Annotated in this window: 14 protein-coding genes; 8 read left to right on the top strand and 6 right to left on the bottom strand. The window is 65.8% G+C overall.

The annotated features are described in order from the left end of the window. Nucleotides 1–27: 27 nt before the first annotated feature. Nucleotides 28–1,767, top strand: coding sequence for a SulP family inorganic anion transporter (locus tag AWB82_RS16690; protein ID WP_086969082.1), 1,740 nt, complete (start codon nucleotides 28–30; stop codon nucleotides 1,765–1,767). Here AWB82_RS16690 and AWB82_RS16685 read toward each other — a convergent pair. The 3 genes from AWB82_RS16685 to AWB82_RS16675 form a co-directional block, all read right to left on the bottom strand. Continuing rightward, complete coding sequence (locus AWB82_RS16685) at nucleotides 1,749–3,425, bottom strand: fatty acid--CoA ligase (protein WP_086969080.1); 1,677 nt, start codon at nucleotides 3,423–3,425, stop codon at nucleotides 1,749–1,751. The genes AWB82_RS16690 and AWB82_RS16685 overlap by 19 nt on opposite strands. Nucleotides 3,426–3,440: 15 nt before the next feature. Beyond that, nucleotides 3,441–4,565, bottom strand: a complete 1,125-nt coding sequence (locus AWB82_RS16680) for a porin (protein WP_086969078.1) — start codon at nucleotides 4,563–4,565, stop codon at nucleotides 3,441–3,443. A 161-nt stretch (nucleotides 4,566–4,726) separates the two neighbouring features. Further along, the gene (locus AWB82_RS16675; RefSeq protein WP_086969076.1) at nucleotides 4,727–7,402 is read right to left on the bottom strand and encodes a LuxR C-terminal-related transcriptional regulator; all 2,676 of its coding nucleotides are present in this window, start codon (nucleotides 7,400–7,402) and stop codon (nucleotides 4,727–4,729) included. A gap of 137 nt (nucleotides 7,403–7,539) precedes the next feature. Here AWB82_RS16675 and AWB82_RS16670 point away from each other — a divergent pair, with 137 nt between their 5' ends. From AWB82_RS16670 to AWB82_RS16655, 4 genes are all read left to right on the top strand, one after another. Then, complete coding sequence (locus AWB82_RS16670; protein WP_086969074.1) at nucleotides 7,540–8,262, top strand: universal stress protein; 723 nt, start codon at nucleotides 7,540–7,542, stop codon at nucleotides 8,260–8,262. A 56-nt stretch (nucleotides 8,263–8,318) separates the two neighbouring features. Beyond that, the gene (locus AWB82_RS16665; RefSeq protein WP_086969072.1) at nucleotides 8,319–9,299 is read left to right on the top strand and encodes a quinone oxidoreductase family protein; all 981 of its coding nucleotides are present in this window, start codon (nucleotides 8,319–8,321) and stop codon (nucleotides 9,297–9,299) included. Between the two features lie 9 nt (nucleotides 9,300–9,308). Beyond that, on the top strand, nucleotides 9,309–10,157 hold the full coding sequence (locus AWB82_RS16660) for a TauD/TfdA dioxygenase family protein (RefSeq protein WP_086969070.1): 849 nt from the start codon (nucleotides 9,309–9,311) through the stop codon (nucleotides 10,155–10,157). Nucleotides 10,158–10,258: 101 nt separating this feature from the next. After that, nucleotides 10,259–10,822, top strand: a complete 564-nt coding sequence (locus AWB82_RS16655; protein ID WP_086969068.1) for an RBBP9/YdeN family alpha/beta hydrolase — start codon at nucleotides 10,259–10,261, stop codon at nucleotides 10,820–10,822. Nucleotides 10,823–10,841: 19 nt separating this feature from the next. Here AWB82_RS16655 and AWB82_RS16650 read toward each other — a convergent pair whose 3' ends face one another. Together AWB82_RS16650 and AWB82_RS16645 are read right to left on the bottom strand one after the other, a co-directional pair. Then, on the bottom strand, nucleotides 10,842–12,074 hold the full coding sequence (locus AWB82_RS16650; protein WP_086969066.1) for a Zn-dependent hydrolase: 1,233 nt from the start codon (nucleotides 12,072–12,074) through the stop codon (nucleotides 10,842–10,844). Nucleotides 12,075–12,114: 40 nt separating this feature from the next. Further along, nucleotides 12,115–13,062: a GlxA family transcriptional regulator gene (locus tag AWB82_RS16645; RefSeq protein ID WP_086969064.1), complete on the bottom strand. Its 948-nt coding sequence runs from the start codon at nucleotides 13,060–13,062 to the stop codon at nucleotides 12,115–12,117. Nucleotides 13,063–13,183: 121 nt separating this feature from the next. Here AWB82_RS16645 and AWB82_RS16640 point away from each other — a divergent pair, with 121 nt between their 5' ends. After that, complete coding sequence (locus AWB82_RS16640; RefSeq protein ID WP_086969062.1) at nucleotides 13,184–13,978, top strand: SDR family NAD(P)-dependent oxidoreductase; 795 nt, start codon at nucleotides 13,184–13,186, stop codon at nucleotides 13,976–13,978. Nucleotides 13,979–14,008: 30 nt separating this feature from the next. After that, nucleotides 14,009–14,770, top strand: coding sequence for an SDR family oxidoreductase (locus AWB82_RS16635; RefSeq protein WP_086969060.1), 762 nt, complete (start codon nucleotides 14,009–14,011; stop codon nucleotides 14,768–14,770). A 109-nt stretch (nucleotides 14,771–14,879) separates the two neighbouring features. Here the strand turns inward: AWB82_RS16635 and garD are convergent, their stop codons facing one another. After that, the gene (garD, locus tag AWB82_RS16630; RefSeq protein WP_086969058.1) at nucleotides 14,880–16,472 is read right to left on the bottom strand and encodes a galactarate dehydratase; all 1,593 of its coding nucleotides are present in this window, start codon (nucleotides 16,470–16,472) and stop codon (nucleotides 14,880–14,882) included. Nucleotides 16,473–16,677: 205 nt separating this feature from the next. Here garD and AWB82_RS16625 point away from each other — a divergent pair. Next, nucleotides 16,678–17,364, top strand: a 687-nt coding sequence (locus AWB82_RS16625; RefSeq protein ID WP_086969056.1) for a 5-dehydro-4-deoxyglucarate dehydratase, incomplete at its 3' end; no start/stop codon positions are given.

Below are 17,364 nucleotides of genomic sequence, written 5' to 3'. Positions count from 1 at the left end.
CAATGCACACGCTGCGTGGGATCGCTCATGTCATCCGAACAAACTGTCCAGAGAAGATCACGCGCGGGCGGCGTCGTGCAAGGCTGGACGCGCCATGTGCCCGGCATCGCGATGCTCAGGGACTACCGCGCGGGCTGGCTGAAGAACGATATCGTCGCGGGGCTCGTTCTGACGACGATGCTCGTGCCGGTGGGCATTGCCTATGCGCAGGCGTCCGGCGTGCCCGGCGTGTGCGGGCTCTATGCGACGATCGTCCCGCTCATCGCCTACGCGATCTTCGGCCCGAGCCGCATTCTCGTGCTCGGCCCGGATTCCGCGCTCGCCGCGCCGGTGCTCGCGATCGTCGTGCTGAGCGCATCGGGCGATCCGTCGCGCGCGATCGCCGTCGCGAGCATGATGGCGATCGTCTCCGGATTCGTGTGCGTCGTCTTCGGCTTGCTGAAGCTCGGCTTCGTCACGGAATTGTTATCCAAGCCGATTCGCTATGGCTATATGAACGGCATCGCGTTGACAGTGTTGATCAGCCAGTTGCCGAAGCTCTTTGCGATATCGATCGAGGATCATGGGCCGTTGCGCGATGTCGTGAACCTCGCCCACGGCATCGCCGATGGACAATCGAACTGGTATAGCTTCGCCGTCGGCGCGGCGAGTCTCGCGCTCATTCTTCTGCTCAAGCGCTTCGAGAAGGTGCCGGGCATTCTCATCGCCGTCGTGCTCGCGACCTTGTGCGTGAGCCTGTTTCGACTCGACGAGCGGGGCGTGAAAGTGCTCGGAACCATTCCGCAAGGACTGCCTTCGTTCTCGCTGCCATGGCTGAGCGATGCCGACTTCGTGCGCATCGTGCTCGGCGGATGCACCGTCGCGCTCATCTCCTTCGCCGACACGAGCGTGCTCTCGCGCACCTTCGCCGCGCGCGCGAACAGTCGCGTCGATCCGAATCAGGAAATGATCGGGCTCGGCGTGGCCAACCTCGCGACCGGCCTGTTTCAGGGCTTTCCGATCAGCAGCAGTTCGTCGCGCACGCCAGTGGCGGAAGCGGCGGGCGCGCGAACGCAGGTGACGGGCATCGTCGGCGCGCTGGCGGTGGCGGCCGTGCTGCTCGCGGCGCCGAATCTGCTGCGGCATCTGCCGAGCAGCGCGCTCGCGGCCGTCGTGATCGCCGCGGCTATCGGGCTATTCGAGTTCAGGGATCTGAAGCGCATCTATCGCATTCAGCAATGGGAGTTCTGGCTATCGATCTGCTGCTTCGTCGGCGTGGCGGTCTTCGGCGCGATTCCGGGAATCTGCATCGCCGTGGTGATCGCGGTCATCGAATTTCTATGGGACGGATGGCGGCCGCACTACGCCGTACTCGGGCGCGTGGAAGGCTTGCGCGGTTATCACGACATGAAGCGCTATCCGCACGCCGAACAGATTCCGGGCCTTCTGCTGTTTCGCTGGGACGCGCCGCTATTCTTCGCGAACGCCGAGCTTTTTCAGCAGCGCGTGATCGAAGCGGTGACGCAGGCACCGACGCCCGTGCAGCGCGTCGTGATGACCGCCGAGCCGGTCACGAGCGTCGATGTCACGTCCGCCGACATGCTGCGCGAATTGCATCGCGCGTTGCAGGATCGCGGCATCGCGCTGCATTTCGCCGAGATGAAAGACCCGGTTCGCGACAAGCTCAGGCGTTTCGAACTGACGCCGATCTTTCCCGATGCGTGTTTTCATCCGACGATAGGCAGCGCCGTCGATGCCTGGCTCGACGCTCAGACGTCCGCCGCCTGAGCATCGGAAAAGCGCGCGCGCAGCGTCTTCTTGTCGATCTTGCCGACGCTCGTCTTGCTGATCGCGTCGACGAAGCGCACGTCGCGCGGCACCGCATAGCGCGAGATGCGTCCGGTTTCCGCCACGCCGCGCAGATACCGCGCGATCATTTCTTCCGTGACCGGCGTATCGCAATCCGGCTTGCGCACGACGAGCGCAAGCGGGCGTTCGCCCCACTTCGCGTCGGGCACGCCGATCACCGCGACCTCGGCTACGCCCGGCAACTGCGAGATGAGGCTTTCGACTTCGATCGACGACACCCATTCGCCGCCCGACTTGATCACGTCCTTCGCGCGGTCGGTGATGCGCAGATAACCGTCCGCATCCATGTGGCCGATGTCCTGCGTGTGCAGCGCGCCGCCGTCCCACAACTGCGCGGACGCCTCGCGATTCTTCAGATAGCCTTGCGTGAGCCACGGCGCGCGCGCGACGATCTCGCCACACGTGCGGCCATCGCGCGGCGCCTGGCGCAAGTCATCGTCGACGACACGCAGATCGACGAGCGGTATCGCGCGGCCGGTCGTGCAGCGCAGCCGCACTTGCTCGTCGGCGTCGAGCGTGTGCGCATGCGGCGGCAATTGCGCGAGGCTCAGCAACGGCCCGCTCTCCGACATGCCGTAACCCGAGAACACGTCGATGCCGCGTCCGAGCGCCGTGCGCGCGAGCCCTTCGGTCAGCGCACCGCCGCCGATCACGACCTTCCACCGGCGCAGATCGACGGCTTCGGCATCCGGGCACGTCAGCAGCATATGCAGGATCGTGCCGACGCAATGCGAGAACGTCACGCCTTCCTGCTCGATCAGCCTCACGATGTTCTGCGGCACATAGCGGCCGGGATACACCTGCTTCACGCCGAGCATGGTCGCGATGTAGGGCATGCCCCAGGCGTGTACATGGAACATCGGCGTGAGCGGCATGTAGACATCGCCGCGATGAAAACGCTGGCCGCTCGCCGGGCTCGCAAGCGCGGCCATGCCGGCAATCGTATGCAGCACGAGCTGGCGATGCGAGAAGTACACGCCCTTCGGCTTGCCCGTCGTGCCGGTCGTATAGAACGTCGTGGCGCGCGTGTTCTCGTCGAAGTCGGGGAACTCGCGCACGGGTTCGGCCGCCGCGAGCATCGCTTCGTATTCGCGCGCGAACGCAATGCCGTGTTCCGGAACGTCGACGCCCGGCTCATCGATCCAGATGAACGTGCGCACAGTTTCGAGCCGCGCTCTGATCGCGTCGATCACGGGCAGAAAATCCGTATGCACGATCAGTATGTCCGCGCCTGCATGGTTGAGCGTATAGAGGATCTCGTCCTGCGAAAGCCTCACGTTCACCGACTGCAGCACCGCGCCCATCATCGGCACGGCGAAATAGCATTCGAGGTAGCGATGGCTGTCCCAGTCCATCATCGCGACGGTGCCGCCATGCTTCGCGCCGAGCGCGTCGAGGGCGTTCGCCAGGCGCGCGACGCGCTCGGCCAGCGTGCGATACGAATGCCGCACCGCGCCGCGATAAACGATCTCCTGATCCGGCGTATTCGCGAGCGGCGTGTGCAGCAGTTGCTTGATGAGCAACGGGAACGCATACGCATCGGGCGCGGCGTGCTGATCGATATTCGTGTCTTGCATCCTTCTCTCCAAATCTCAGAAGTTATGGCGCAGGCCGAGCATGGCCGCGGTAGTCGATTTGCCCGGCGCGGTCGGCTGGCCGTAGACGATCATCTGGTTCATCGTGCCGCTGTTGTTCACGTGGCCGACTTCCGCATACGCGAGCGTGCGCTTGGACAAGTTATATTCCGCGCCGATGGCGAATTCCAGCGAATGATTCGACGACTGATTCTTGTCCTTGATGTAGTAGACGCCGGTCGTCACGTTGAGATCGGGCGCGAAGCGATAACCGAGGCCGCCCGAGTACATGTCGTAGTTCGCGCGGTTCGAATCGGCCGGGTTCTTGCCGTTCGCGTAGGACAGCGAGAACGAGAAGCCGTGCGTCGTGTACAGACCGCCGAAATACATGAGGCGGTTGTTGTTGAGACCGGTCGGCACGGAGCCGGGCGCGGGATTCGCGTCATGGCCGTTGTAGTAGACAGCGGACAGCGTGAGACCGAAGTTCGAATACTTCAGCACCGCCGACTCGCGCGTGCCGCCCTGAAACTGGCCCGCCACGCCGCCGGGCGCGTATTCGAGCGACGCGGAAAAGCCCGCGTATACCGGCGACTGATAGACGAGCGCGTTGCTGTCGTAGAGCGCGCCGATCGAGCCGTTGGTGCTCGTGCCCGGCCAGCCCGCCGCCGTATTCATGCCGAGCCACGCGGTCAGCACGCTGCCGAAGTATTGCGCGCGGCGCACGTCGGTGTCGTACATCGCCCAGATCATCGGCACGATCTGGCGGCCCGCGTTGAAGGTGCCGAACGGGCCGGACACGCCGACCGTCGCGTATTGATTGAACATCGCGGTCGCGCCCGGAGTGTCGCTCAGGCCGGCCTTGCCGGTGCCCGCATCGAACGAGCCTTGCAACTTCACGTTGACGAAGTAGCCGCCGCCGAGATCCTCGCTTGCCTTCAGGCCCCAGACGCTCGAATAAATGCCGCCGTCCTTGAAGCGATACACCTTGCCCGTGTCCGGCGCGTTGTGCGCGAAAGTCGCGGCCGAGGTGCTCTGATACATGAGGCCGGCGTCGAGCACGCCATAGAGCGTCACGGTGGATTGCGCATGCGCGCCGCCGGCGGCCAGCACGAGCCCCGCGGCAGTGGCGAATCTGAACTTCATCGAGTCTCCCGATCTTGTTTTGGGTGCGCCGCGTAGCGATAGTGCCGCGGGGTCAGGAGGCAAGAATACGCATCGGGAATGCGTCGAACCCCTCTCACGGAGAGAGGGGTAGGGATTGCGCGAGAGGCGGGAAAACCCTGCGGAAAGCGCTTAAAAAGGCGCTATTGCACGCCTTCGAGAAGGCCAAGCGCGATGGCGCGGCGCACCGCGTGTTTGCGCGAGCTGGCGTCGAGCTTGCCGAAGAGATTCTTCAGATGCCACTTGACGGTGCCCTCGCCGACCGCCGCCGCGAGCGCGATTTCCTTGTTGCTCAGATTACGCGCGAGCAGTTCGAGAATCTCGCGCTCCTTCGGCGTGAGGATCACGCTCGGCAACGCGCGCGGGCCGCCCTCGCCCGAACGCGGCGGCACGCGCACGACATGCGGCGGCACGACCGGACGCTCGCCGGGGCCCACGTCGCCCGCCTCGCTCACGCGCCGCGCCCAGTCGGCGAGCGCGGGATGCGCGTCGATCACCACGCGGCCGAGGTGATAGGTGCGCGCGAGATTCAACGCTTCGAGAAACGGCGCGTGCCCGTCGCCGGTCGCGCGATCTTGGGCGAACGCGCGCAAGGCCATCAGCTCGATGCGCTCGCGCCCGCGCTTCATCGTCGCGGCGATCTGTTCCGCGCGCGCGAGCGGTTCGATCGCGGCCCGCCAATCCTGCCGCGCGAGCGCCGTGCTGCCGTGCGCCATCGACTGAAGCATCTGCACGGATCGACACCAGATCGGCCCGCGCGTGGCGATATGCCGTTCGACGATTTCGTCGATGCGCCCGACGAGCGCGTCGCAGGTTTGCGCGCGATAGCGTCCGGCATGCGCGCTCACCTGCTCCGCGAGGCTCGTCACGCAAAGACGCGGCAGATTGCGCGCGACGCCCATCGCGTCGAGCATTTCCAGCAGATCGAGCGCACGATGCTCGTCGCCGCGCAATGCCGCGATGCGCGCCGCCGTGCGATACGCGAGCACGACCGTCTCCGGCAACGCGGCGCGTTCGAGCACGTCGAGCCGATTGGCGAGCAGCGCGGCGGCCTCGTCGATGCGATCGTCCTCATACGCGATCGACGCGCACGTCGCCGCGAACATGCACGTGAGTGGATGCCGCCGGCCGAGGTCTTCCTCGGCGCTCGCGAGCGCGGGCAGCAGCACGCTTTCCGCGAGCTTCACCTGTCCTTCCTGCAGCCACGTGAGGCCGACCATGTGATCGCCCCAGCGCACGACATAGCCGAGTCCCTTGCCGATCTGCGCGCGCGTCACCGCCTGTTGCAGACGCCGCGCCTGCGCCGGCTCGCCGAGCAGCATCGCGCGGGCGGCGAGGCGGTTCGCGTGCGCCTGCGCGAGCCACGAATCCCTCGGCGGCGGCGTCGCGGCCCACGGCTCGAAAAGCGTCAGGAAGCGGTCGGGGTCGTCGGCGTACCACTCGGCCGCGCTCAGAATCAGCGCGCATTCGTAACGCAAGGCGTCGTCCGCGCCCGGCGATGCGAGCACGCGCTCGACCTGACGCTGCGCCTCATGATGACGTTCGCCCAGCGCAAGCGCCCACGCGACGGCAAGACACAGTCGCGGACGCTTTTCGAGTTCCGCTTCCGGCAGACGCTCCAGCCAGTCCAGCACGGTGCCGAGCTGGCCTTGCTTCACGGCGTCGTGCAGCGACTGCTCCGCGAGTTCGTAGGCATGTTCGCGCTCGCCCGCCGCATGCGCGTGGCGCGCCGCCTGTTCGAGCATGCCGCGCGCGCCGAGCCAGCGCGCCGCGCGCCGGTGCAACTGCGCCCGCTCATCGTCCGCGAGCGCGGCGAAACGCGTTTGCAGCACGTCGCGCACGAGCGGATGCAGACGGCACCAGTCGCTCTCTTCCGCCGTCACGAACACCGGCGTATCGCGGGTGAGGCGCGCGAGGCGTTGCGGCGCATCGGCGTCGCCGGTCAGGGCCGCGCACAGATCGGGATGCAGCACGTCCACCACGCTGATATCGACGAGCAGGCGTTCGTCGGCGGATGAAAGCTCGCTCAGCAACGCCGCCACCAGCGGCTCGCGCAAGCCGCGCGGACCCGCAGCGAGATTGTCGAGCGCCGTGCGCGGGTCTTGCGCGCGCGCCATCGCGGTGAGCGCGAGTTGCAGGCCGAGCGGCCAGCCGCCCGTGATCTCGAAGAGGCGCGCCGAGGCATCGGCGTCCACGCGCGCGCCGAAGCGCTGCGTGACGAGCGCGATGGTCTCATCGACGCGAAAGCGCAGCGCCTCCGACGCGACCAGCGCGGCCTGTCCGTAAGCGAGCAACTCCGCCGCCGGCTTGTCGAGACCTTGCCGCCCCGCCGCGACGATGCGCAGATTTTGCGGCGCGTTGTGCATCACGTAATCGAGCAAGCGCGCGCCCGAGTCCGGCAGACGATCGGCTTCGTCGACGATCAGCACGACATCGAGCGAAAGCTGCGCGAGTTCGGCGAGCCACGCGGTCGCGAGATCGAACGCACCGGCGGGCGCGCCCGGACTTTCGGCGATGAGACGCCCGAACGACGGCCGCGCGCAGCCCGTGCGGACCGCGTGGACGAGCGCGCGCAGGAAACGCTCGGCGTCGTCGCGATCGTCGGCGAGCAGCCACGCGACCGCCGCGCCGCGCGCCAGAAACTCGCGCCGCCACTGCGCGAGCAGCGACGTCTTGCCGTAGCCCGCGCCCGCCTGCACGAGCACGATCTGGCTGCGGGCGGTGTCGGCGTTCAGGCGCGCACGCGCGAGCAGGCCGGCCGGCGCGCGCGGCGCCATCGTCTTCAGTACGAGTTCGGTGGAGGGGGAGTCGGTGGTCATCGGGAATTTTTTGTAATCCACCTAGGATGGTTCGGAAGGCGCGCGCGCGTCAAGCCCCTCCCGCCGCGAGAGGGGCGCGCTCGCGCCGTCCGCACTACGATGCAATCAACCGTGTAATCGCCAACCGAAGGATCATCATGTACCGACATCTGCTCGTGCCCGTCGAGCGCAGCGACGCCAGCGTCGAGGCGATTGGCCATGCGGCCGAGCTCGCGCGATCGCTCGGCGCGCGCATCACGTTCGTCTGCCTGCATGCGGGCGCGAGCGACGATGCAGCGCAGCATCGGCACATCGCGGCGCTGCTCGCCCGCGCCGAAGCGGCAGCGCGGGCGCAGGGCGTGCCGGCGTCGGTGCTCGCGCTGCACGGCGACACGGCACGCGATTTCGATCTGGTGTGCATCGCGCAGGGCAGCGTGGCGCCGTCCGTGCCGGGCGCGGCCGTGCTCATCGCCCCGTGCGACGCGCGCCCGATGGTCGCGAAGGCGGTCGGCGCGCTGCTCGCCGTGCATCGCATGCGCTCGGATGCTTACGACGACGCGCTGCGCACGCCGCAACCCGATGCGCAAACGATCGATCGTCTTCGCGAAGCACATCGCGAAGAAACCGCATTGACGACGGCATTGCGCGAGCGCACATCCACGCTCGACGCCGAACTCGACGAACTGGCGCGCCTCGCCGAGCGCGAAGCGGCCGGTCTCGCGCGCGTCGCGAGATCGATCGCGAACGGCGAGGCCGTCGACGACACATTGCTTGCGTGCGCGCGCTTCGCGTGCGAACGCATGGGACGCATCGAAGGCGTCGTGCTGCCGGCCGCGCGCCGTCATCTGCGCGACGCCGACTGGAACGCGCTCGCGCGCTGAACGCAACACACGAAACACACGAAACACACGATTCACAGAGTCAAGGAGACGAAACAATGGCACATGCAATCCGCTTTCACGAAACTGGCGGCCCCGAAGTGTTGCGCTGGGAAGAAGTCGGCGTGGGCGAACCCGGCCCGCTCGAAGTCCGTCTGCGTCACGAGGCTGTCGGACTCAATTTCGCGGACACGTACTTCCGCTCCGGCCTCTATCCGGTGCCGCTGCCCTCGGGCATGGGCGTCGAGGCGGCGGGCGTCGTCGAGAAGGTCGGCGCGAACGTCAAGCATCTGAAGGAAGGCGATCGCGTGACTTACACGGGGTTCATTAACACGCTCGGCGCATACAGCACGGAGCGCATCATTTCCGCCGCGCCGCTCGTCAAGTTGCCCGACGCGATCGACTGCACGCGCGCCGCCGCCATGACGATGCGCGGCCTCACCGCCGCGTATCTGATGACGCGCATCCGCCGTTTCGAGCGCGGCGACACGCTGCTCTTGCACGCGGCGGCGGGCGGCGTCGGGCTGATCGTTTCGCAATGGGCGAAGCTGCTCGGCGTCACGGTGATCGGCACGGTATCGAGCGAAGAGAAAGCGGGCGTGGCGCGCGAGCACGGCACGACGCACGTGATCGACTACAGCCGCGAAGACGTCGCGGCGCGCGTGCGCGAACTGACCGATGGCCGTGGCGTGAACGCGGTGTTCGACAGCGTCGGCAAGACGACCTTCAACGCATCGCTCGATTCGCTCGCGCGGCGCGGTTTGATGGTGTGCGTCGGCACGGCATCGGGCCCGATTCCGCCGTTCGATCCGCAATTGCTCGCGATGAAAGGCTCGCTTTATCTGACGCGCCCGGCGCTTGCCGATTACATCGCCGATCCGGCCGAAAAGAACGCGCTCGCAGCGGAATTGTTCGATCATGTCGCGAGCGGGCGCATTCGCATCGAGATCAATCAGCGTTACGCACTGCGCGATGCCGCGGACGCGCACCGCGATCTTGAAGCGCGCAAGACCACGGGTTCGTCCGTGTTCGTCGTCTGAGGAGAAATCATGCGTATCGAACAACTCACTTACTCGATCGGCGCGGAACTCACGAACGTGAATCTCGCCGACGCCATTCACGACGACGCGCTCTTCGCCGAAATCCGCGCGGCGCTGCTCGCGCATCGCGTGCTCTTTTTGCGCGATCAGGAGATCACGCGCGCGGACCACGTCGCGTTCGCGCGCCGCTTCGGCGAACTGGAGGATCATCCGGTCGCGGGAAGCGATCCCGAGCATCCGGGACTCGTGCGCATCTACAAGTCGCCCGATCAGCCGAACGATCGCTACGAAAACGCGTGGCATACGGATGCGACATGGCGCGTCGCTCCGCCCTTCGGTTGCGTGCTGCGTTGCGTGGAAACGCCTCCGGTAGGCGGCGACACGATGTGGGCGAACATGGTGCTCGCGTATGAAAACCTGCCCGCGCATGTGAAGGAGCAGATCGCCGATTTGCGCGCGCGGCATAGCATCGAGGCGAGCTTCGGCGCGGCGATGCCCATCGAGAAGCGTCTCGCGCTCAAAGCGCAGTTTCCCGATGCCGAGCATCCCGTCGTGCGCACGCATCCGGAAACCGGCGAGAAGGTGTTGTTCGTCAACGCATTCGCGACGCACTTCACCAACTATCACACGCCCGAGCGCGTGCGTTTCGGGCAGGACGCGAATCCCGGCGCGGGGCAGTTGCTCGCGTATCTGCTGAGCCAGGCTTATATCCCCGAATATCAGGTGCGCTGGCGATGGAAGAAGAACAGCATGGCCATCTGGGACAACCGCAGCACGCAGCACTACGCGGTGATGGACTATCCGCCGTGTCATCGCAAGATGGAGCGCGCGGGAATCATCGGCGACGTGCCGTTCTGACTTTCGATGCCGGTTACGTACCGGCATTTCCAGGTTATTTTATTCGGATACCTTATTTATTATCGACGCGACGCTCAACGGTCGATAAGGACATTCACCGCATGAACGCATCACCGAACGCGCCGACGATTCTCATGGTCCCGGGTCTGCGCGACCACGTCGAGGATCACTGGCAGACGCATTTCGCCAACGCGCATCCGAACGTGCGCACCGTGCCGCCGCTGCAACGCGACAAGCTCGATCGCAGCGCGCGCGTCGAAGCGCTCGAAGCGGAACTGTCGCAAATCGCGGGGCCGGTCGTGCTGGTCGCGCACAGCGCCGGCGTGATGATTGCCGTGCACTGGGCGCGGCGGCATCGTCGCGAAATTCAGGGCGCGTTGCTCGTCACGCCGCCCGATTTCGATTCACCGCTGCCCGAAGGCTATCCGACGCCCGACGAACTCAAGCTGCACGGATGGCTGCCCACGCCGCGCGAGCGCCTGCCGTTTCCGTGCGTGGTCGCGGCGAGCCATGACGATCCGCTTGCGCGCTTCGAACGCGTCGCAGGCATGGCGCGCGACTGGGGCGCGCGGCTCGTCGATCTCGGTAACGTGGGCCACATGAATCCGGCGTCGGGCTTCGGCGTGTGGCGCGATGCGAAGCGCTACATCGCGGAGATCGGCTGAGCGCGGCCTTCGACCGCGACTACGTTCGCAGGCTTGCGAGGATGCTCGCCGCCGCCCTCGCCGCCACTTCGCAACCCGACACGATGTGCGACTCCGCCGTATCCTCGATGAAATCGTGACTCACTCCGCCGATGCTCGGCACGAACAGCATGCACGCGGGCACATGATGCGCGATGACCTGCGCATCGTGCGACGCGCCGCTCGGCATGCGTTCCCACTGGCCCGGCGCGAGCGCTTCCGCCGCGTTCGCGAGATGCGTCTGCAATGCTGTGTCCATCACGACGGGTTCTTCGGGCGGCTCGCTGTCCGTCATGGCGACGCTGATGTTGCCTTCGGCGTTGAAGTCGCGGATAAGCGCGTCGAGCGCGGCCTGCATCGCGCGCAAACGCTCTGCGCTGGCGTCGCGGAATTGCAGATACATGTCGGCCGCGCCCGGTACCACGCTGAACGAACCGGGATCGAGTTCGATGCGCCCGACGGTCCATACCGTATCGGCGTCGGCGATCTGGCGAAACGCCTCGTCCATGCGCGCGATGAACGCCACGAGCGCCGCGCCCGCGTCGCGCCGGATCGACATCGGCGTCGTGCCCGCGTGATTGCGCTGCCCCGTGAAGCGCAGCTTCAGCTCGCGGATGCCGACGATCGTCGTCACCACGCCGATCGACTTGCCGTTCGCCTCAAGCCGCCCGCCCTGCTCGATGTGCGGTTCCAGATAAGCCTTGTGCCGCGTCTTGTCGATGCGCACACGCGGCACTTCGATGAGTCCGGCGCGCTTCAGCGCATCGCCGAGCAATACGCCTTCGCGATTGCGCGCGCCGCACACGGCTTCATCCACGTTTTCGCCGACGAAACTGCGGCTGCCGAGAAAGCCCGAGAACGTTCCTTCTTCGTCGATCCACGATGCGACGTCCACCGCGAGATGACGCGTGTCCGCGCATTCGGCGAACGCCCGCGCGATTTCCAGGCCGTAGATGACGCCGAGCGCGCCGTCGAGCCAGCCGCCGGTCGGTTGCGTGTCCGTATGCGAGCCGATCAGGAGCGCCGGGCCCGCGTTGCGCGACCGGCCGAACACCGTGCCCACCCCGTCGATCGTCGCGCTCAGTCCCGCTTCGTTCATGCGGCCGGCGAGCCAGCGGCGCGCGTCCATATCGACCGATGAAAGCGACAGGCGCACGACGCCCGGGCCGGTCGCACCGAAGGTGCGCAGATGGCGCAGGTCGTCGAGCAGACGGGCGGGGTTTATCTTCAACACGGCTTGTCCTTGATGTTGTGGTGTGTGAGAAAGCAGAGTATCAGCCCGAGGCCCGCGCCTCGCGCCGCACTTCCTGCGGCGGCAAGCCGAAGCCGCGCATGAACGCCTCGCGCATATGCCGCCGGTCTCTGAATCCCGTTTCCTGCGCGATGGTTTCAAGCGAATGGCGGCTCTTCTCGATCATCAGGCGCGCCGCTTCCAGCCGCAAACCCTCGACGGCCTTCGCCGGTGACTGTCCCGTCTCCAGCGTGAACACGCGGCTGAACTGACGCGGACTCAGATGCGCCTCGCCCGCGAGTTCCTCGACGGTCAACGGTTGGTTCAGATGCTTGCGCGCATAGTTCAGCGCATTCTGGATGCGGTCGGACTTCGGCGCGAGATCGAGCATCTCCGAATGCTGCGACTGCCCGCCCGCGCGACGCTGATGCATCACGAGCTTGTGCGCGACCGAGCGCGCGATGTCCGCGCCCAGATCCTTCTCGACCATCGCGAGCGCGAGGTCGAGTCCGGCTGTCATGCCCGCCGACGTCCAGATCGGGCCATCGACGATGAAGATGCGGTCTTCCTCCACACGCACATCCGCGAAGCGCTGCTGCATCTCGCGCGCGTAGGCCCAGTGCGTGGTCGCGCGGCGGTTCGCCAGCAGCCCCGCCTCCGCCAGCACGAAGCCGCCCGTGCAGATGCCCGCAATGCGCCGCGCGCGTTTGCCGGCGCGACGCAGGAACGCGAGCACGTCGGCGGGCGGCGGCGTCGTGAGCGGCGTGTTGACGCCGGCCACGATCCACGTGTCCATTGCGGTGCGCGGGGTGATCGGCCGCGTGTCGATCTTCATGCCGAGCGACGAGCGCACTTCGCCGCCCGTCGTCGAATAATTTTCGATGCGGTAGAAGGCTTCGCCCGCCGTATGGTTCGCGTACTCGAACACCGATTGCGACGCAAGCGCCATGACCTGAAAGCCTTCGCTCAACAAGTAGCCGACCCGATGCATGTCCGTTTCCGTTTTTTCGCGCGATGTCCTGAATCACTACCATATACGTCATTTGCGCCAACGTCAAACCGGCCGAGAATTCACTCACGCAATCAACACAGTTTCCTGACGGAGTGAAATCATGACGCAGACACACCTTGGCACGGCGCTCGTCACGGGCGCGTCTTCCGGAATCGGCGCGGTCTATGCGGAGCGCCTCGCGCGACGCGGCTACGACCTGATTCTAGTTGCGCGCAATCGCGACCGCCTCGCCGCGCTCGCCGAGCGCATCACGAACGAAACGCGTCGCAGCGTTGAAATTCTCGACGCAGATCTCAACGACCGCGACGCGCTCGCCGTCGTCGAAGCCAAGCTGAAGGACGACGCGAGCATCACACTGCTCGTGAACAACGCGGGCATCGGCACGCATACGCCTTTGCTCGACAGCAACGTCGACGCGATGACGCGCATGATCGATCTGAACGTGACCGCGCTCACGCGTCTCGCCTACGCGGCGGCGCCCGGCTTCGTCGCGCGCGGCAAGGGCGCGATCATCAATATCGCGTCGATCGTCAGCATTGCGCCGGAGATTCTCAACGGCGTGTATGGCGGCACCAAGGCGTTCGTGCTTGCGTTCAGCCAATCGTTGCATAGCGAACTATCGGGCAAGGGCGTGCGCATTCAGGCCGTGCTGCCCGGCGCGACGGCCACCGAGTTCTGGGAAACGGGCGGCCTGCCGATCGAGAATCTCGACCGCGCGATCGTGATGTCGGCCGGCGATCTGGTCGATGCGGCGCTCGTCGGATTCGACCGCTCCGAGCTCGTGACGATTCCCTCGCTGCACGACGGCGCGAAGTGGGATGCCTATGAAGCGGCACGGCAAGCGATGTCGCCCGAGCTGTCGACGAACACGCCCGCCGCGCGCTACGCGGCCTGAATCATCCATCGAGCGATAAGGATCGACATCGTGAACATGACGGGAAATACCATCTTCATCACGGGCGGCACGTCGGGCATCGGGCGCGCGCTGGCCGAAGCGTTTCATCGGCGCGGCAACAAGGTGATCGTCGCGGGCCGCCGCCGTGCGTTGCTCGACGAAGTGGCGAGCGCGAATCCGGGCATCGATACGGTCGAGCTCGATATCAACAACGCAGTGCAGATTCGCGCGGTCGCGAAGCAGTTGATCGCGAAGTATCCGGTGCTGAATGTCGTCGTCAACAACGCGGGCATCATGCCGTTCGACGATGCCGGCGGCACGCTTGACGACGAACAAGCCGTGCGTCTCATCGAAACGAATCTGCTCGGCCCGGTGCGCGTGAGCGCCGCGTTCGTCGAGCATCTGAAGGCGCGGCCGAGTTCGTGGATCATCAACAACAGCTCGGTGCTCGCGTTCGTGCCGCTCGCCGCGACCGCGCTCTATTCGGCGACGAAGGCCGCGATCCATTCGTTTTCGATGTCGCAACGTTTCGCGCTGCGCGAGTCGAGCGTGCGCGTGCTCGAAATCGCGCCGCCGTGGGTCGATACCGACCTGATCCACAAAAGCGGCGATCCGCGCGCCATGCCGCTCGATGCGTTCATCGCCGAGGTCATCGCGAAGCTGCCCGAAGCGACGACGGAAGTCGTGGTCGACGTGGCGAAGCCGATGCGCGATAACGCCGGGCCGGGCGAGCACGCGTTCGTCGAGCAGTTCAATCAGTTCGTGACGGAAAATCCGATTCCCGTTGCGTGAAGCCGATGAGCGGGTAATCCGCGCGGTCGCGTTGCTTCGAACGGCGGACTTAAACGAATCGCCCCGCTCGAAGCGGGGCGATTTTGCATCGCGAAGCACGCGCTTCGAATCAGGTCACAGGCGCCGGATTGAACAGCACGAGCGCGTTATGCAGCTTCAACGCCTCCGCCTTCGTCTGCTTCTTGCCGCTTGCGACATCGAGCATCAGGCGGAACAGTTCCCAGCCGACATCGGCGATGGTCGCCTCGCCCGTCGCGATGGTGCCCGCGTTCACGTCCATCAGATCGTGCCAGCGGCGCGCGAGATCGGAGCGCGTCGCGACCTTCAGCACTGGCACTTCGGCGAGGCTGTATGGCGTGCCGCGTCCCGTCGTGAACACGTGCAGGTTGATGCCGGCCGCCAGCTGCAGCGTGCCGCAGATGAAATCGCTCGCGGGCGTCGCCGCGTAGATCAAGCCCTTCTGCTTCACCTTTTCGCCCGGCGACAGCACGCCGGAAATCGTCGAGCTGCCCGACTTGACGATGGAGCCCATCGCCTTCTCGACGATGTTCGACAGCCCGCCCTTCTTGTTGCCCGGCGTCGTGTTCGCGCTGCGATCCGCGCCGCCGCGCTTGAGGTAATCGTCGTACCACTGCATCTCGCGGATGATCGCCTGCGCCACTTCGCCGTTCGCCGCGCGCGCCGTCAGTTGCGCCACGCCGTCGCGCACTTCCGTGACTTCCGAGAACATCACCGTCGCGCCCGCGCGCACCAGCAGGTCGGTCGCGAAACCGACGGCGGGATTGGCCGTCAGACCGGAAAACGCGTCGCTGCCGCCGCACTGCACGCCGACGACGAGATCCGCCGCCGGACACGTCTCGCGACGACGGTTGTTCAGGCGCTTCAGATGCGTGTCGGCCATGCGCATGATCGAGTCGATCATCGAGCCGAAACCGACGTGCGCTTCGTCTTGCAACACGACCGTGCCGCCGTTGTCGTCGTGCGCGTTGTCGCCGATATCGGCCACGTTCTCCATTTCCGCCGATGCCGCCGCGATCGGAATCGTGCCCGGCGGCATCAGGCGTTCCGGCTGGAGCTTCTCGCAGCCAAGCGACACCATCATCACTTCGCCGCCGAAGTTCGGGTTCAGCGCGATGTTGCGCACGGTGCGGATCGGCACCATCGCGTCGGGGACGTCGATCGCCACGCCGCAGCCGTAAGTGTGGCCGAGGCTCACGACATCGTCGACATTCGGGTATTGCGGCAGCAGTTCCGCCTTGATGCGCGTGACCGCGTGCTGCACGACGTCCGCGACGCATTGCACCGTGGTCGTGATCGCGAGGATGTTGCGCGAGCCGACCGAGCCGTCCGCGTTGCGATAGCCCTCGAACGTGAAGCCTTCGAGCGGCGATTCGTCCGGCGCCTTGATGGTAGCGATGGGCAGGTCGTGCAGCTCGGGCGACGCCGGCATGCGGGTGACGTGCTCGTTGATCCAGCTTCCCTTCGGCAACGCCTTCGTCGCGTAGCCGATCACGACGTTGTAGCGGATCACCGCTTCGCCTTCCGCGAGATCCTTCAGCGCGACCTTGTGACCTTGCGGCACACGCTCGCGCAGCACGAGGCCGTCGGCGAACGTGGCGCCTTCGCCGAGACCGCCGTCGTTCACGACGATCGCGACGTTGTCGTCCGGGTGGACGCGAATATAGAGCGGGGACTGATTCATTCTGACGAATCCTTGGGCAATCACGCCGCGCGGCGGCGGCTGGAGTTATGTCATCCTACAACATAGAACGTCACAATTGCTTAGTATTTACCCGTATCCGTTGATTACATTGATATAAATTGGTTGAACGACGATCGGCCATGTTGTACGATGACCTATAAGCTCGGCACCCGCCGGTCGCTGACCAACGAGACACAACCACACCATGACGACACCGCAAGAACTGAAGCAAATCGTTTCCGAAGGCCTGCTCTCCTTCCCCGTGACGGACTTCGACCGACAAGGCAACTTCCGCGCGGATACCTACGCGGAGCGCCTCGAATGGCTGGCTCCGTACGGTGCTTCGGCGTTGTTCGTCGCGGGCGGCACGGGCGAGTTCTTCTCGCTGACGCAACCCGAATATTCGCAGATCGTGAAGACGGCCACCGAAGTGTGCCGCGGCAAGGTGCCGATTCTCGCCGGCGCGGGCGGCCCGACCCGCACGGCGATCGCGTTCGCGCAGGAAGCGGAACGCCAAGGCGCGCAAGGCATTCTGCTGATGCCGCACTATCTGACGGAAGCGTCGCAGGAAGGCATTCGCGCGCACGCCGAGGAGGTGTGCCGCGCCGTGCCGAACATGGGCGTGATCATCTACAACCGCGCGAACTCGAAGCTCAACGCCGACATGCTGGAGCAACTCGCGGAAAACTGCCCGAACCTGATCGGCTTCAAGGACGGCGTCGGCGAAATCGAGAACATGGTGACGATCCGCCGCCGCCTCGGCGACCGCTTCTCGTACCTCGGCGGCCTGCCGACGGCTGAAGTCTACGCAGCCGCGTACAAGGCGCTGGGCGTGCCCGTGTACTCGTCGGCGGTGTTCAACTTCATCCCGAAGACGGCGATGGACTTCTAC

Origin of the sequence: Caballeronia glebae, assembly GCF_001545035.1 — a bacterium.
Classification (GTDB): Bacteria; Pseudomonadota; Gammaproteobacteria; order Burkholderiales; family Burkholderiaceae; genus Caballeronia; species Caballeronia glebae.
The sequence above is the reverse complement of the archived record's forward strand: the minus strand, read 5'-3'. Positions and strand labels throughout refer to the sequence as shown.

Coding starts and splice junctions, on each gene's coding strand:
- AWB82_RS16665 (WP_086969072.1), top strand. CDS start 8,319: ATGGCACATGCAATCCGCTTTCACGAAACTGGCGGCCCCGAAGTGTTG.
- AWB82_RS16660 (WP_086969070.1), top strand. CDS start 9,309: ATGCGTATCGAACAACTCACTTACTCGATCGGCGCGGAACTCACGAAC.
- AWB82_RS16675 (WP_086969076.1), bottom strand. CDS start 7,402: ATGACCACCGACTCCCCCTCCACCGAACTCGTACTGAAGACGATGGCG.
- AWB82_RS16645 (WP_086969064.1), bottom strand. CDS start 13,062: ATGCATCGGGTCGGCTACTTGTTGAGCGAAGGCTTTCAGGTCATGGCG.
- garD (WP_086969058.1), bottom strand. CDS start 16,472: ATGAATCAGTCCCCGCTCTATATTCGCGTCCACCCGGACGACAACGTC.
- AWB82_RS16685 (WP_086969080.1), bottom strand. CDS start 3,425: ATGCAAGACACGAATATCGATCAGCACGCCGCGCCCGATGCGTATGCG.
- AWB82_RS16670 (WP_086969074.1), top strand. CDS start 7,540: ATGTACCGACATCTGCTCGTGCCCGTCGAGCGCAGCGACGCCAGCGTC.
- AWB82_RS16690 (WP_086969082.1), top strand. CDS start 28: ATGTCATCCGAACAAACTGTCCAGAGAAGATCACGCGCGGGCGGCGTC.
- AWB82_RS16680 (WP_086969078.1), bottom strand. CDS start 4,565: ATGAAGTTCAGATTCGCCACTGCCGCGGGGCTCGTGCTGGCCGCCGGC.
- AWB82_RS16655 (WP_086969068.1), top strand. CDS start 10,259: ATGAACGCATCACCGAACGCGCCGACGATTCTCATGGTCCCGGGTCTG.
- AWB82_RS16640 (WP_086969062.1), top strand. CDS start 13,184: ATGACGCAGACACACCTTGGCACGGCGCTCGTCACGGGCGCGTCTTCC.